Raw genomic sequence first — 15,292 nt, 5'->3', positions numbered from 1 at the left:
TTTCCTAGGAGGACGGCTCTTGGCCCTACTTGATGATGTCAAAAGCGAGCTGGCCGCTATTGACAACGAACTCCCCGCAGCCAAAAAAGCCCAATCCGCCGCGATGATTCGCTTTGGCGGAGGTCTTCACATCATCCAGCGTCATATTGTGGTCGAAGCCCAGTTCGATTCCCTTCCTGCAGCGCAGTGGTTGCAGAACACCATCAAGGACGTCTACGGGCATGACTCGGACCTGATCCAGGTCAATCGTCAGACGCCTGCCGGCAATGTAATCAGGTATTCGGTCCGAGTACTCCGTGCCGGTGGGGCCTTGGCCCTCCAGACAGGGCTGCTGGACCGGCGCAAGCATCCGGTCCGTGGTCTCCCTGCCGACATCGTCTCAGGCAACATCGCCCAGGTAAAGGCCGCCTGGCGTGGTGCCTTCCTGGCTCATGGCGAGCTCTCCGACCCCGGCAAGGCGTCGTACCTGGAAATCGTCTGCCCGGGGTCGGAGGCCGCCTTGGCTCTGGTCGGTGCAGCCCGCCGTCTCGGAATCAACGCCAAAGCCCGTCAGGTCCGCAGCTCGGAACGCGTGACCCTGCGTGATCCGGACGTGATCGAGCGGATGCTCAACCTCATGGGTGCCCCCAAGTCCTCCAGGGAGTGGACAGGTAAGCGCAGCGACGGTGAGTCCCGCGGCAAGGCCAACCGCCTGGCCAATTTCGATGATGCCAACATGCGCCGTTCAGCCAAGGCCGCCGTCGAGGCCAGCGCCAAGGTGACCAAGGCCTTCCAGATTCTGGGTGAGGACATCCCCGAAAACCTCAGAGCAGCCGGTCAGCTGCGCCTTGACCACCGTGATGCATCCCTGGAGGAGCTGGGCCGTCTGGCCGATCCGCCCGTTACCAAGGACGCCATCGCAGGCCGCATTCGTCGTCTTCTTCAGTTGGCCGCCAAGGTGGAGAAGCAACAGGCCGAGGGTCTCAACACCACCCAGGACCAGAAAGACTGATTACTGTTCCAACCGTCGGCTTGCCTTAGTACCATGGACTACAACGCGGGTTTCATAGCCCGAGGTTGCGCAGACCGGCGGTTTCGTCATGTCTGCAGCTAGGAAAGGAATGGCATGAAAACACTGAAGAGCCTCGGTGATCTCAAGGGCAAGCGCGTCTTGGTGCGTGCAGACTTCAATGTGCCGCTTGACGGCACAACCATCAAGGACGACGGCCGCATCAAGGCCGCTCTGCCCACCATCAAGGAACTCCGCGGCCAGGGCGCCAAGGTCATCCTGATGGCCCACCTGGGCCGTCCGAAGGGTAAGGTCGTTCCCGAACTCAGCCTGGCGCCGGTCGCCGACCGACTGGGTGAGCTCCTGGGTGTCTCCGTCCCCTTGGCCGATGACACCTATGGTCCCGATGCCGAAGCCAAGGTTGACGCCATGCAGGATGGTGACGTAGTCCTTCTGCAGAACGTCCGCTTCAACCCCGAAGAGACCAGCAAGGACGAGGCGGAGCGCGATGCCTACGCCGAGAAGATCGCCAAGCTGGGTGACGCTTTCGTTTCCGATGGGTTCGGCGTTGTCCACCGTGCCCAGGGTTCCAACTACTCCGTGGCCAAGTTCCTGCCCTCTGCTGCAGGACTCCTGGTCGAGAAGGAAGTCAAGGCGCTCTCCAAGGCGACGGAGAACCCCGAACGCCCCTTCACCGTGGTCCTGGGCGGATCCAAGGTCTCCGACAAGCTTGGGGTCATCGAGAACCTGCTCAGCAAGGCCGACCGTCTGGTCATCGGCGGCGGCATGGTCTTCACCTTCCTTAAGGCCAAGGGCTACGAGGTCGGTTCCTCCCTGCTTGAGGATGATCAGGTCGATACCGTCAAGGGGTACATCCAGACTGCCCAGGAGAAGGGTGTCGAACTGGTTCTGCCCACCGATATCGTGGTGGCTGACGAGTTCAAGGCCGATTCGCCCCACGAAGTGGTTGCCGCAGACGCCATGCCCGCCGGCAGGATGGGCCTGGATATCGGCCCTGATTCCCAGAAGCTCTTCCATGACAAGATCGTCGACTCGAAGACCGTTGTCTGGAACGGACCCATGGGAGTCTTTGAGTTCCCGGCCTTCGCCGAAGGCACCCGTGCCGTGGCCCAGGGCCTGGTGGATGCCACCAAGGCGGGAGCATTCACGATCGTTGGTGGAGGCGACTCCGCTTCGGCGGTCCGTAACCTGGGCTTCCCCGACGATGGCTTCTCGCATATCTCCACCGGCGGTGGTGCCTCCCTCGAGTTCCTCGAGGGCAAGGAACTGCCTGGCCTGAAGGTGCTGGAGTAAAGTCCGTTCATCCAATGCCGGACCACCGGGTCTTGCATCCGGTGGTCCGGCATTGGCGTTTCGTTCCCGAGTCCCGTTTCTCATCATTAGGTTGGAAAGATCTGGTATGGCACGCACTCCTTTGGTGGCCGGCAATTGGAAGATGAACTTCGACCACCTCGAAGCCACCTACTTCGTTCAGAAGTTGGCCTGGCTCCTGAGAGATGCCCATTTTGACCACAAGCGCTGCCAAGTGGCCCTTCTGCCTGCTTTTACAGCCCTGCGCTCAGTCCAAGTCCTTGTGGAGGCCGACAATCTTCCCATCAGTTACGGAGCCCAGTCCGTGTCCGTCACTTCTCAGGGAGCCTTCACCGGCGATGTCTCCGCTGACATGCTGGCCCAACTTGGGTGCGAGTACGTCATCGTCGGTCATTCGGAACGCCGCAAGTACCATCCCGAAGATGATGCCAACATTGTCGATCAGGTACGAGCGGTCCTGGCAGCCGGCATGAAACCCATCCTTTGCGTCGGCGAGAGCTATGAGGAACGACGCCAGGGCATAGAACTCGAGTTCGCCGTGAGCCAGGTCAATGACGTGACCCGTGACCTCTCTCAGGAGGACATGGAGAACCTGATTGTTGCCTACGAACCCGTCTGGGCCATCGGAACCGGCATGGTGGCCACTCCTGAGACGGCTCAGGAAGCCGCCCAGGCCATTCGTGCCCATATCGGCAGACAGTTCGGCAAGAAGTCCGGTGAGGCCGTGAAAATACTCTATGGTGGATCAGTCACTTCAAAGAACGCCTCGCAGATGATTCAAGAGCACGATGTCGATGGCTTCCTGGTGGGAGGTGCCTCCCTGGACGTCCAGGAGTTTGCACGTATCGTCCGCCTGGCGGCAAAAGGCTGAATGGGAATCTTCCCCGGGTATCTGTACAATAACCAGTATTCACGTTCATTGGAGGTTGTCGTGGCCATTGTCAAGATTGTCCTGGAAGTCATCGTTGTTATCGCCAGTATCCTGTTGACCCTGCTGATTCTGATGCATAAGGGCAAGGGCGGCGGCCTGTCCGACATGTTCGGCGGTGGCATCAGCGCCAACGCCGGCACCTCAGGTGTTGCCGAGAAGAACCTGAACAGGTTGACCATCATCGTCGCCCTGATTTGGGTCGCCATTATTGTCGCCCTGAGTCTGATGGCCAAGTACAAGATCGCCTGAGAAACCCATCATCGAAAAGCCCCGGCGCATCCCGCCGGGGCTTTTCCGTATCAGGTGAAGACCCTTGCAGGAGCGTGGAGGCAGGCATTCCCAAGAGAATCATCGAGTCGATGCCGACCACTACAGGGACTCTTGTTTTTGTTATCGGTCTATTCCGATCCCTTTTCCTGCTTGAGTAAACATGGTCTTCTGCTCTTAATAGAGTCATACAAAACAGGGTGCCCCGTCCGGTCTGATACCGGACGGGGCACCCTGCTCATCAACAGCTGTCAGTCAGTGACCGACAACTGCGATTCTCACGATCAGGCTCTCAGCCGTTGACGCGGTCGATGCCCTTCTGGACGTCGGAGAGGACTGAATCCCAGGAAGCAATGAAGGAAGCCACACCATCGGCCTCCAGCTTGTCGGTCACGTCCTTGATGCTGATGCCCAGGTCGGCCAGCTTCTGCATGATCTGGTGGCTCTCCTCATAGGTTCCCTCGATGGAGGGCGAACCATCACCATGGGCGGCAAGGGCCTCAAGGGTCTTTTCGGGCATGGTGTTGACAATCTGAGGAGCAACCAGCTCATCCACATACTTGCAGTCGGAGTAGGCGGGGTTCTTGGTGCCGGTCGAAGCGAAGAGCGGACGCTGACGGCGTGCGCCCTTGGCCTCCAGGTCGGCCCAACGGGGATCCTTGTCGAAGGCCTGCTCGAAGAGCTCGTAGGCCAGGCGGGCATTGGCCACAGCGGCCTTACCTTCCAGGGACTTGGCCTCATCCGAGCCGTTGGCTTCCAGGAGCTTATCCACGGCGCTATCGACACGGGAGACGAAGAAGGAGGCAACGGAGCCCATGTGCTTCAGGTCATGTCCGTTCTTGTCGGCCTGGACCATGCCCTCGATGAAGGCATCGATGACCTGCTGATACCGCTCAAGGGAGAATATCAGGGTGACGTTGACGGAAATTCCCTTGGCCAGGGTAGCGGTGATTGCCGGCAGTCCTTCGAGGGTTGCAGGAATCTTGATCATGGCGTTGGGACGATCGACCTTGGCCCACAGCTGCTCGGCCTGCTTCTCGGTCTCTTCGGTGTTGTGGGCCAGACGGGGGTCCACCTCGATGGAGACACGTCCATCCACGTAATCGGTCTTCTCGGCGACTTCGCGGAAGATGTCCGTGGCGTTACGCACATCGGTCGTGGTCAGCTCGCGGACAGCGTCCTCGACATCGATGCGACCCAGCTGCTTGAGCTGCTCGTCATAGGGACCAACCTGGCTCAGGGCCTTCTGGAAAATCGAGGGGTTGGTGGTCACACCCACGACGTTGCGCTCTGCAATAAGCTGCTGCAGGTTGCCCGACTCGATGCGGGTACGGCTCAGGTCGTCCAGCCAGATCGAGACACCTGAATCGCTGGTGCGCTGCGTGTTTGCATTTTCTGCCATCTTGTAACTCCTTCTTGGGTTCCTGTTGGGAACACAAACTGCATTTTCTGCCACGATTGTGGCCGGTATTCCGGCCGGGCGACGAACTGTCGCACCGGCCGGGGGAGGGGGACGAGAACCTCTGTTCATCCCCCGGAGAATCAGAAGGCCTTGCGGACTTCCTCGATGGAGGCCTTGGCGGCTTCAACCACATGATCCGCGGTGATACCGAGATCACGCATGTTCTCGTCGCCGCCACCCTGCAGCCCGAACTGCTCGATGGAAACGGGCTTGCCGTAGGAGCCGAGGTACTTGTACCAGGGCATGGCCAGACCGGCCTCGACCGAAACGCGAGCCTTGACGGACGCGGGGAGGATCTCCTCCTTGTAGTCGTCGTCCTGCTCCTCGAACCACTCCATGGAGGGAACCGAGATGACACGGGCCTTGACGCCCTGATCACCCAGGGTCTTGGCCGCGGCGACGGCATGCTGAACCTCGGAACCGGTGGCCATCAGCAGCACATCGGGCTGGCCGTCGGTATCAACCAGGACATAGGCTCCCTTGCGGACACCCTCACGGGCCTTGGCCTTGGTCTCCTCCAGGGTGGGAACACCCTGACGGGTCAGAATCAAGGCCGCAGGATGGCTGTTGTCCTTCTCGAAGAAGGCACGATAAGCCTCGGCGGTCTCGCACTGATCGGCCGGTCGCACAACCTCCATCTGGGGGATACCACGCATGGCGGCCAGGTGCTCAATGGGCTGATGGGTGGGACCATCCTCGCCAAGGGCCACGGAATCATGGGTCCAGATGTAGAGGTTGGGGATGTCCATCAGAGCGGCCAGGCGCACCGAGGGACGTTCATAGTCGCTGAACTGGAAGAAGGTTCCGTTGAAGGGCCTGGTGTCAGAACCCAGCAGGATACCGTTGGTGATGGCTCCCATGGCGAACTCACGCACACCGAAGTGGAGCTGGCGGCCATACTTGCTGGTCTCAGGCCACTGGGTGGTCTTGTAGGCTTCGGGAGCGAAGGAGACAGCACCCTTGATGTCGGTGTTGTTGGAACCACCCAGATCTGCGGAACCACCCCAGAGTTCGGGCATGATGGGTGCCAGAGCATTGATCACGGCACCGGATGCCTTGCGGGTGGCGACCTTGGAACCGGGCTCGAAGCCTGCCTCCAGGTCGTCGATCGCCTTGTCGAAGCCCTCGGGCAGCTTGCCGGCGTGAATCCTGTCGTAGAGCGCAGCCTTGTCGGGGTTGGCCTTGCGCCAGGCCTGGTAACGCTCATCCCACTCGCTGTGCGCTGCAAGACCGCGCTGAGCGACCTCGCGTGCATGAGCCAAGGCCTCTTCATCAATCTGGAAGGACTGCTCGGGATCGTAACCCAGGGTCTGCTTCAGGCCGGCGACAGCCTCGGCACCCAGGGCGGAACCATGGGCGGAAGGATCGTTGGTCTTACCAGGGGTCGGCCAGGCCATCAGGGTATCGACCTTGATGAACTTCGGCCTGTCGGTAACCTGCTGTGCCTTTTCAAGCACGGCGGCCAGGCCCTCGGTGTCCTCCTTGTAGGACCCGTCAGGCTGGATGAAGCTGAACTCATCGGTGTACCAACCGTAGGCCTCGTACCGCTTGAGAATGTCCTCACTCAGCGCGATCTTGGTGTCGCCCTCGATCTGTATGTGGTTGGCATCGAAGATGACGGTCAGGTTGCCCAACTGCTGGTCGCCCGCGAGAGAGCTGGCCTCGGACGAGATGCCCTCTTCCACATCGCCTTCGCCGCAAATGACCCAGATGTTGTGGTCGAAGGGGGACTGCCCTGCGGGGGCATCCGGATCCAGCATGCCACGCTCGTAACGCTGCCCATAGGCGAAGCCCACAGCCGATGCCAGACCCTGGCCCAGAGGACCGGTGGTCATTTCGATGCCGGGGGTCAGACCATACTCGGGGTGACCGGGCGTGCGGGTACCAGCAGTACGGAAACGCTTCAGGTCATCCAGGGTGAGGCCGTAACCGGAGAAGTACAGCTGCACATACTGGGTCAGTGAGGCATGACCGCCCGACAGGATGAACCGGTCGCGACCGGCCCAGTCGGGATCGTTCGGGTCATGCTTCAGGAAGTGCTGATAGAGGGTGTAGGCGATGGGCGCCAAGGAGATGGGGGAGCCGGGGTGGCCGCTGCCGGCCTTCTCAACGGCATCGGCCGAGAGGACCTTGGCCATCTTGACCGCCCGCTCGTCGAGTTCAGACCATTTGAAATTGGACATATGGTGTCTACTTTCCTTCCAATTGAGAGGTCTTCATGTTCGACTTATGTCGAAAATGTTCGATTACCTTCACATTGCACTCCAATGATATATGTGCGAGCCGACACAATTCGGCTCTTCGTACCATCTTTTTGGCACTCTCAGTATCAGAGTGCTAATACTGGAGACATGACGGAAGGAGCACCTTTGGCCACTACCAGACGCATGCTGGTCCTGCGCGCTGTCGTAGAGGACTATATCCGCTCCCAGGAGCCTGTCGGTTCGGGGTCGCTGACCAGAAACCACCATCTAGGAGTCAGTTCAGCAACGGTCAGAAATGACATGGCGGCCTTGGAGGATGAAGGCTATCTCATTCAGCCCCACACCTCTGCGGGCCGTATTCCCACGCAAAAAGGCTACCGCTACTTTGTCGACCGTCTGGCCACGGTCGTTCCCCTGTCGGCCGCCCAGCGTCGGGGCATCGACATCTTCCTGTCAGGGTCGGTCAGCCTGGAGGACACCCTCCAGCATGCCGCCCGTCTCCTGGCGCAAATCACGGGGCAGATAGCCGTGGTCGCCTCACCCTCCTTGGCCCATTCGAACCTGAGGAGGGCCGAGCTGATCAAACTGGACAGGGGGTCCGTGCTGGTGGTTGTCATCACCGATACGGGGAGGGTGGTGCAGCGCACCCTTCATGGCTCCCACCAGCCTGGGTCCGATACCCTGTCAGGATTGTCCGACATGATCAACCAGCAATGCCACGATCTGTCACTGACCCAAGCAGCGGAACGGTGCCAGATCTTGGCCGATTCCAGCCCAGAAGCCGACACCAAGTCCATGCTGCGGATACTGGCTGGCGTCTTCGAGGAGATGGCGACCAAGGAGCAGACGAGCGGACTCTATATGGCTGGCACTTCACAGCTGACACACAGTCAGGTCGTTTCCATAGGCGACCTCGCCCCCCTCCTTGACGCCCTTGAGGAGCAGGTGGTCCTGATGCGCCTTATGAAGGCGCAAAGCGAGCTCTCCCGTGAGAACAACGGGGTCAGTGTGGCCATCGGTACTGAAACCCAGACCCCGGAACTGGTCCATGCATCCGTGGTCACCTCGGGTTACGGCCATGCCCAACAGCCACTGTCGGGCAAGAAAGGCGATGGCCTGACCGATGAGCCGATAGCCTTTGTGGGATCGATAGGCCCCACCCATATGGACTATGCGGTTACCATGAGTGCAGTGCGAGCCGTGGCGTCCTACCTGACCAGTTTCCTGGCCGGGACAGATGACCAGTAAACAGGGACCAGCACACTCAGTCGGACCAACCTGACCCAGGTCTATGGAAAAATAAGCCAGAACAGCAGCACAGAAGGAATACCGGTGGCAGATTACTACGAGGTTTTGGGCGTCGATCGCACGGCGAGCGAAGATGAGATCAAAAAGGCCTATCGAAAGATGAGCCGCAAATACCATCCGGACATCGCCGGAACTGAATACGAGGACAAGTTCAAGGAGGTCAACAGCGCTTACGAGGTACTCTCGGACCCTCAGAAGCGTCGCATGTACGACCAGGGTGTTGACCCCAATGACCCCCAGGCATCCGCGGCGGGTGGCTTCGATATGGGCGATGTGTTCAGTCAGTTCTTCGGAGGTGGATTCGGAGCTGACGCACAAGGCCCCATTCCTCGTACACAACCCGGACGCGATGTGCTTGCCGGGGTCGATATAGACCTGAAAACCGCCATCTTCGGAGGTACCGTCCACACCCAGCTCCACACCTTCGGCCTATGCCAGGAGTGTGGCGGTTCCGGCGCCCAGAAGGGGACTTCTCCCGTTACCTGCCCGGTCTGCCAGGGGAGGGGATACGCCCAGAAAGTGGTACGGACCCTCCTCGGTCAGATGATGAGCCAGGCACCTTGCGAACGATGCGAGGGGCACGGCACAATCATCGAAAACCCTTGCCCACAGTGCCTGGGGCACGGCAGGTCGAGAATCAAGAGGGATGTGGGCATCAATATCCCTGCCGGTGTGGCCGACGGATCTCGACTCCGCCTGAACTCACAGGGCGAGGTAGGAGAGGGTGGAGGTGCCGCCGGTGACCTCTACATCGACATCAGCATCAAGCCCGACAAGCGGTATACACGCAGCGGCCAGGACCTGCACTGCTGGATTTCCATACCCATGACCTGGGCCGTGCTGGGTCATGCCGTCGATCTGGATACCTTCGACGGGCCGCGTCAGATTCAAGTGCCGGCCGGGAGCCAACCCGATGACGAGGTAACGCTGAAAGGCCTTGGTGTCTCCAAGCTGGGCAACAAGGAGGAACGAGGCGACATCGTCGTTCACGTCCTGGTGCAGATTCCGACCAAGCTTGATGACAAGGAGCGGGATCTGATAGAGGACTTCGCCAAGAGCCACGACTCCGACGCCAGGGAGATCCCCCAGAAATCCAAGCCGACCGCGGCAGGAGCAAAGAAGGGGATCTTCGATAAGCTCAAGGACATCTTCAACTAGCAAAACCCGAGCGAGGCAATCGGTCCGGAGTCAGCACGATAACCTGCTGACTCCGGGCCGATCTGCGAGTGGATCGGACTCGCTCAACCCAGAAGAGACCGGCACATGGACCGATACTCACTGACATAGCCGCCACCGAAGAAGGCGCAGTGTCCTGCAATGGCATAGAGCTGCCAAAGGGTAACCCGGTTCTCGTACCCCTTGGCAAGCGGATGAACCGATTGGTATCCATCAAGTATCTGGCTCAGATAGGGAATGCCGAAGAGGTGGAGCATCGCCAGGTCCTCTTCACGGTGCCCCCCATGTGCTGCTGGGTCTATCAGGACGGCCTCGGTCTGCCCTTCCTCCTTGGTCCACATCACGTTGCCGCTCCACAGGTCCCCATGAACCCTGGCAGGCTTGTCGTCCGCAGCGGCTCCCAGAAGATCCGGAAGGGCCTGGATAATCTCCTGGGTTACATCCATATCATTGCGGTTCAGAGCCCGCCTGTCGATGGCCATCCTGACCATAGGCTCCAATCGCCCCTGACCCCAGTAGGTCATTGGGTCGTCCCAGTCGCCGGTATCCATGGGTAGGGGGTCCTGGAGTGGTCCGAAATAGCAGGTGCCGGTATATCCATCCGGCGCCGAGCCAAAGTGATCAGCACCGGCATCATGCATCCGCGCCAGCTGTGCCCCGAAACGGTAGGCCGCGCCCCCGTTTGGCGAGGTCGATTCCACCTCTTCGATGTCCAGGAAGTCCCCGCCCCAGTCATATACGTCGACCACGCGTGGTCCACCAACCGACTGTGCTTGGCCCAGCCAGCGGAGTCCCAGCCCTTCGCATTCGAAGAATCCGGCAGGAGCCCCGCCTCGTGTTTTCCTATATGTTCTGACCATCGCCATACCCTCCTTGAGGAACAGTCCGATGATTCCATTGTGGGCATTCTGCGCGACATGCAGCGCTCCCACGCCGTACATCCTAGGAGGGGGGCTAAGCTGTCGAATCATGAACTTCTTCGAATCCATCCTTTTTGGTCTGGTGCAGGCGCTTACGGAGTACTTCCCCGTCTCATCGAGTGCTCATATCCGTATCCTCGGAGGATTGCTGGGGCAGGATCCAGGTGCTGCCTTCACTGCAATCATCCAGTTCGGCACCGAGCTGGCGGTCCTCCTCTACTTCCGTCATGACATAGCGAGAATCCTGACTCACTGGTTCCGCTGCCTCCTGGGCAAGGATGGGACATCCTGGCGCGAACGTCTGGGCTCCAAGGACCACGATGCCGCCATGGGTTGGTACATCATCATCGGCACCATCCCCATCGTCCTTGCAGGCCTCATTTTCCAGAAGCTGATAGAGACCAAGCTGCGTAACCTGTGGATTACCGTAGTGGTGCTCATCGTCTTCGGTCTTCTTCTCGACTACTACGATCGCCATGGCCGTGAGGTCAAGGAAATCAAGCAGATGAACGCCAAGGATGCCATCCTCTTCGGTGTGGGGCAGATGCTGGCACTGATCCCCGGCGTATCACGCTCCGGAGGCACCATCACCTTCGGCAGGGCGCTCGGCTACACCCGGGAGGCCGCCACCCGAGTCAGCTTCCTGATGGCCATCCCAGCGGTATTCGGAGCTGGCATCCTGGAGACCTACAAATCGGTTAAGGACATCAATGCCGACGCCGCTTTCCCCGGTTGGGGTGCTACCATCTGCGCTACGGTGGTCAGCTTCGTGGTCGGCTATCTGGTCATCATCGCCTTCCTGAAAATCGTCTCAAGGTTCTCTTATCGAGGCTTTGTCATCTACCGGGTATGCCTCGCCATAGTGGTTGCACTGCTCCTGATCTTCAACGTCCTTCCTGCTGTCGGCGGCGTAGCCGCAGCCTGATCAGGATAGTTCCGGGTTTTGTGAGCCCGCCCGTCAGGGGGGGCTCACAAAACCATATTTACCGCCATACGCGGGAACCGGATGGCAATCTTCCTCAAGCGACTGCTTTGGCATCTTTGCAAGAAGACGGCGATTCTCTCTAAGCGTCTTCATCTGGTCTGAGGTACCGGTATTACCTGTCATCTTCACACCGATGCAACTCTTCATCCATCCAAATCCAAGCAATCGTTCCGGGCAGTGGTATAAGAGAAGTAAGACAGAGATGGTAGCAGAGATTCAACAGCAATCACCATCGCTGCGCCGAACCACATTTGACTCTTCACACGAGTAAGGATCGGGACTTCTGCAACGTCTCCGATCGCGAGGGGCGGCCACCCAACATCCCCAATACAGGTCGCCCCTCCTTTTCACCCTGAGCTGAGACGCAGGGCTGTTCAAATATTACCGCAATTCTGAGAGTCGCGCGAAGAGCCAATGTTACGTCTCAAACGTACGGGTGTCACCGATTCTGGTTGTAGTCGGAGAGGAGCATACCGCTGCGCCGATCACAGAGATTGATGATGAAGGCGATAACCAGCAGTACCAGACCTACCAGGAAGATGCAGTGGAGTCCCTGATAGACGATTTCGCGGGCTGGTTCCAGGTATTCCATTGGGACCTGACCGGCGGTCTGCGGATTGATCATCCGATTCATCATGTCGTTGGTCAGACCCGGTTGTGCTGCCACACCGTGGGCCGTGACCACGTTGAGAACGATGCCGAAGATTGAAATCATCAGAGTCTGCCCAAGCGATCGCGCCAGAGTGTTGAAGCTGGTTGCAGCTCCGACCTGGTCGAAAGGCACCACACTCTGAGACGTCACCGTGGAAACAGTGACTGCAGTGCCGAACCCAAACCCATATAGGCAGGAGATGGCAAGAAACACGGCGAACGGTGTGTGCTGGGGGAGGAAGACATAGATGGTGCAGGCCACCAGGAGGAAGATAAGGGCCAGCCCGGTCACTTTATGGGGCGGATGCTTGATAATCAGCCGTCCAGCCACAAAGGAGCCGACAAGCCAGACAATGGAGGAGGGGGTCACGGCGAATCCACCCATGGACGGATTGAGGCCGAGGACGGACTGCATCCAGATGGGCAGGTATGTTTCGAACCCCATCAGGAAGCCAGAGATCAGAAGTATCACCACGTTCTGGATCACGAATGATCGATTCGAAAAGAGGTTCAGGGGCAATATCGGATCGGTCTGTCGGGTTTCCACCCTGACCAGAGCCACCACGGTAAGAGCGCAGATCAGGAACAGCACGAGACTTACCCACAGGTAGCGGACTTCAGCCAGGTTCTGCAATCCAAGCATCAGCGTGACCAAGGCCAGCACCAGGAGGGAGATACCCTTATAGTCCGCGGCCGAGGTATGCCTGTCGCCTTCCTCATGGAGGAATACCTGAACCAGCAGAACAACAATCAGCCCGATGGGGACGTTGATGGCGAAGACCCAATGCCAGCTGAGCTGCTCTACGATGAACCCTCCCAGGAGTGGGGCGATGATGGAGGCAATACCCCAGGATGAGGAGTTCAGCCCTATGACCTTGGCTCGTTTCGCCAGGGGATAGATATCGGCCAGGACAGTGAATGTCAGGGGTTGTATGGCTCCGGCTCCCAGGCCCTGAACGAACCTGCAGGCAATCAGCTGCGGCATGGACTGCGCTAGGGCGCAGAGGGCGGAACCGACAACAAAGACCAGGAGGCCAATGGTCAGAAGGGGTTTACGTCCGTACTGGTCGGAGAGCTTCCCATATATGGGCGTGGTCACGGCGGTCATCAGGAGATAGATGGAATAGACCCAGTTCATGACGGACAGGCCATGAAGATCAGAGACAATCGTCGGCATTGCCGTCGACACTATGGTTCCCTCGATGGCCGTCATGAACGTGGCTACAAAGGCCGCCAGGGTAACCAAGGCCACATTCGTTCTTCTGCCTGTGGCTCGCGCTGTATTCGACACTGCTACTGCTTCCTTTAAAATCCGTATCACACTGAACCCACATATCCTACAACCCACCCGAGCAACACTCGACAGGCCGCGCGGACCGGTCAAAGAACAAAATGCAATTCGGATGGGATAATATTAGATTTGCTTCAACACCTTTATGGTGCGCTATGCCGGCTTACGGGCCGGGCCGGGTCCGGGGGCGGGAAGACGAAGGATTCGGAAACATAACAGAACAGGAAGCTGATACGGATGGATACGTCCGCTTCCTACGACATCAACCGGTAGAGGAATCTGCCCTGTTAGGATGTTGAGGACCAGCAATGCACTTCACAGTCACCAATCTCGAAGAGGTTTTCCCACTGGCTGAGTTCCTGTCCGATGCCTTCGGACCAATGGCCGAAATTGCTGTACACGATCTGGACAGACCACATGCCTCCATCGTGTTCATACGCAACGGTCATCTGTCGGGTCGCAAGAAGGGCGACTCGATGACCAAGGAAACACTGGAGTTGGCGCGAAAAGCCAAGGACAGTGGCATTGACTTCATTTCCGACTACCGGGTCGCGATTTGAACGATCACCAGTTCAGGGTTTCCTCATTCTTCATCCGAGACAAGGAAGAGGAAGTCATTGGTGCGCTTTGCATCAATATCAACATCACCGAGCTTCAACGGGCCGCCCATCTCCTTCAGACCATCAGTGAAACCGATTCGGTCAACGGTATGGTCACCTCGGGTATACCCAGTCAGGAGCTGGAAGAAAACCCCGAAGAGAACATCCGTAGGGTCACCCGTGAGGTGATCAAGCAGGTTCATATACCTATCGATAAGCTGAGCAGGATCGAACGCCTGGCCATCATCAAAGACCTCAAGGACCGGGGTATATTCCTGATCAAGGGGGCAGTGGGTGTCGTGGCGCCCGAACTCAAAGTTTCTGTACCGACGCTCTACAGGTACCTGCAGTCACTCAAATAGGTGCAATCCGTCGCCACCCTTTCCCCCAAAAAGTAAAAGAAACCTCCGACAGGGGAGAGGGGGGTATATTTCTTCACGCTGTCGGAGGGGAATTAAAAGTCGGTCTTTCAGAATCTCCGTAAAGACCGGAGTGTGACCCACCGGAGCGAATCACAAAAGCCCAAAAGCATCACGAGAATATCCTCGGGTTGAGGATTCCGGCTAGCTGCTGTCTCAATCTGGCAAGTACCATTGTCTGGGTTGTATGAGTCCGCCTATTAGGACTCAACACCTCATACATGGTTCCACCTCTCAAACCAGATGTTCAATGAACAACCTGATGGTCAGTTCTCAATTAATAGTAATTTATCACACAATCAGGTTGACCACAAGCTCAACATTTCGCTTAACGCCTTTGTTTTGTCAGAATTACCAACTGATCGCTTACGAAATGTCCGACCTGGAGTTGACACTCCCCATCCAGATAAATCATTATTCTGCTCGCGCTCTCACCGCATCCGGTTTACTGACATGTCTATGTTCAGTCATTGCCACGCACCAAACAGGATGTCGACAACATGCATGCGGACCAGCGGCAGTAAACAAGGAGCGACTGAAAAGGGGAGTGCAGATGATGAGCAGTGGATTGAGGGTGGGCGATGCAGGAATCGAACCTGCGACCCCTTCGGTGTGAACGAAGTGCGCTAGCCGCTGCGCCAATCGCCCGGAATCCTGAACGATCGCATAACCGCGATCCTCGTGGGCGATACTGGATTCGAACCAGTGACCCCTTCCGTGTCAGGGAAGTGCGCTACCTCTGCGCCAACCGCCCGGGTC

At 58.4% G+C, this 15,292-nt stretch carries 13 protein-coding genes and 2 tRNA genes; 9 read left to right on the top strand and 6 right to left on the bottom strand.

From position 1 onward, the window contains the following. Positions 1-19: 19 nt before the first annotated feature. From whiA to secG, 4 genes are all read left to right on the top strand, one after another. Complete coding sequence (gene whiA, locus H3V08_RS02790; protein ID WP_033490096.1) at positions 20-991, top strand: DNA-binding protein WhiA; 972 nt, start codon at positions 20-22, stop codon at positions 989-991. A 114-nt stretch (positions 992-1,105) separates the two neighbouring features. Beyond that, on the top strand, positions 1,106-2,302 hold the full coding sequence (locus tag H3V08_RS02785; RefSeq protein WP_033490094.1) for a phosphoglycerate kinase: 1,197 nt from the start codon (positions 1,106-1,108) through the stop codon (positions 2,300-2,302). A 106-nt stretch (positions 2,303-2,408) separates the two neighbouring features. Beyond that, positions 2,409-3,191 (top strand): triose-phosphate isomerase, encoded by a 783-nt coding sequence (gene tpiA / locus H3V08_RS02780; protein WP_198181520.1) that lies wholly within the window; start codon positions 2,409-2,411, stop codon positions 3,189-3,191. A 60-nt stretch (positions 3,192-3,251) separates the two neighbouring features. Continuing rightward, positions 3,252-3,500, top strand: a complete 249-nt coding sequence (secG, locus tag H3V08_RS02775; RefSeq protein WP_033490867.1) for a preprotein translocase subunit SecG — start codon at positions 3,252-3,254, stop codon at positions 3,498-3,500. A 310-nt stretch (positions 3,501-3,810) separates the two neighbouring features. Here secG and tal read toward each other — a convergent pair whose 3' ends face one another. Both tal and tkt read right to left on the bottom strand, forming a co-directional pair. Next, a complete protein-coding gene (gene tal, locus H3V08_RS02770; protein WP_033490090.1) occupies positions 3,811-4,920 on the bottom strand; it encodes a transaldolase in 1,110 nt (369 codons plus the stop codon). Positions 4,921-5,060: 140 nt separating this feature from the next. Next, a complete protein-coding gene (tkt, locus tag H3V08_RS02765) occupies positions 5,061-7,163 on the bottom strand; it encodes a transketolase (RefSeq protein WP_033490088.1) in 2,103 nt (700 codons plus the stop codon). Between the two features lie 186 nt (positions 7,164-7,349). On the opposite strand from tkt, the gene hrcA reads away from it, so the two are divergent. Both hrcA and dnaJ read left to right on the top strand, forming a co-directional pair. Next, positions 7,350-8,432 (top strand): heat-inducible transcriptional repressor HrcA, encoded by a 1,083-nt coding sequence (gene hrcA / locus H3V08_RS02760; protein ID WP_198181519.1) that lies wholly within the window; start codon positions 7,350-7,352, stop codon positions 8,430-8,432. 84 nt (positions 8,433-8,516) lie between these two features. Beyond that, positions 8,517-9,650 carry a molecular chaperone DnaJ gene (gene dnaJ / locus H3V08_RS02755; RefSeq protein WP_033497016.1) on the top strand — a complete coding sequence of 378 codons (1,134 nt, stop codon included), beginning with the start codon at positions 8,517-8,519 and terminating at the stop codon, positions 9,648-9,650. Positions 9,651-9,733: 83 nt separating this feature from the next. Here dnaJ and H3V08_RS02750 read toward each other — a convergent pair whose 3' ends face one another. After that, entirely contained in the window at positions 9,734-10,528 is a 795-nt protein-coding gene (locus tag H3V08_RS02750) for a fructosamine kinase family protein (protein WP_198181518.1), read from the bottom strand. 109 nt (positions 10,529-10,637) lie between these two features. On the opposite strand from H3V08_RS02750, the gene H3V08_RS02745 reads away from it, so the two are divergent. Then, the gene (locus H3V08_RS02745) at positions 10,638-11,513 is read left to right on the top strand and encodes an undecaprenyl-diphosphate phosphatase (protein ID WP_033497017.1); all 876 of its coding nucleotides are present in this window, start codon (positions 10,638-10,640) and stop codon (positions 11,511-11,513) included. A 499-nt stretch (positions 11,514-12,012) separates the two neighbouring features. Here the strand turns inward: H3V08_RS02745 and H3V08_RS02740 are convergent, their stop codons facing one another. Continuing rightward, on the bottom strand, positions 12,013-13,515 hold the full coding sequence (locus H3V08_RS02740) for an MDR family MFS transporter (protein ID WP_332461774.1): 1,503 nt from the start codon (positions 13,513-13,515) through the stop codon (positions 12,013-12,015). Between the two features lie 308 nt (positions 13,516-13,823). Between H3V08_RS02740 and H3V08_RS02735 the strand changes: the two genes are divergently transcribed. Both H3V08_RS02735 and H3V08_RS07580 read left to right on the top strand, forming a co-directional pair. Further along, positions 13,824-14,075, top strand: coding sequence for a PAS domain-containing protein (locus H3V08_RS02735; RefSeq protein ID WP_198181517.1), 252 nt, complete (start codon positions 13,824-13,826; stop codon positions 14,073-14,075). Then, positions 14,072-14,476 carry a helix-turn-helix domain-containing protein gene (locus tag H3V08_RS07580; RefSeq protein WP_198181516.1) on the top strand — a complete coding sequence of 135 codons (405 nt, stop codon included), beginning with the start codon at positions 14,072-14,074 and terminating at the stop codon, positions 14,474-14,476. The genes H3V08_RS02735 and H3V08_RS07580 overlap by 4 nt, the downstream gene beginning before the upstream one ends. Before the next feature lie 632 nt (positions 14,477-15,108). Here the strand turns inward: H3V08_RS07580 and H3V08_RS02725 are convergent. Together H3V08_RS02725 and H3V08_RS02720 are read right to left on the bottom strand one after the other, a co-directional pair. Then, positions 15,109-15,181 (bottom strand) — tRNA-Val (locus H3V08_RS02725). Positions 15,182-15,215: 34 nt separating this feature from the next. Next, positions 15,216-15,287 (bottom strand) — tRNA-Val (locus H3V08_RS02720). Positions 15,288-15,292: the final 5 nt, after the last annotated feature.

It is taken from the genome of Bifidobacterium sp. M0307 (assembly GCF_016100445.1).
Classification (GTDB): domain Bacteria; phylum Actinomycetota; class Actinomycetes; order Actinomycetales; family Bifidobacteriaceae; genus Bombiscardovia; species Bombiscardovia coryneformis.
Note: the sequence above shows the minus strand (reverse complement) of the source record. Positions and strands in the feature narration are given on the sequence as shown.

Excerpts from the sequence above, each read along its gene's own strand:
- tkt (WP_033490088.1), bottom strand. The coding sequence starts at position 7,163 with ATGTCCAATTTCAAATGGTCTGAACTCGACGAGCGGGCGGTCAAGATG.
- tal (WP_033490090.1), bottom strand. The coding sequence starts at position 4,920 with ATGGCAGAAAATGCAAACACGCAGCGCACCAGCGATTCAGGTGTCTCG.
- H3V08_RS02735 (WP_198181517.1), top strand. The coding sequence starts at position 13,824 with ATGCACTTCACAGTCACCAATCTCGAAGAGGTTTTCCCACTGGCTGAG.
- H3V08_RS02785 (WP_033490094.1), top strand. The coding sequence starts at position 1,106 with ATGAAAACACTGAAGAGCCTCGGTGATCTCAAGGGCAAGCGCGTCTTG.
- H3V08_RS02750 (WP_198181518.1), bottom strand. The coding sequence starts at position 10,528 with ATGGTCAGAACATATAGGAAAACACGAGGCGGGGCTCCTGCCGGATTC.
- H3V08_RS02745 (WP_033497017.1), top strand. The coding sequence starts at position 10,638 with ATGAACTTCTTCGAATCCATCCTTTTTGGTCTGGTGCAGGCGCTTACG.
- tpiA (WP_198181520.1), top strand. The coding sequence starts at position 2,409 with ATGGCACGCACTCCTTTGGTGGCCGGCAATTGGAAGATGAACTTCGAC.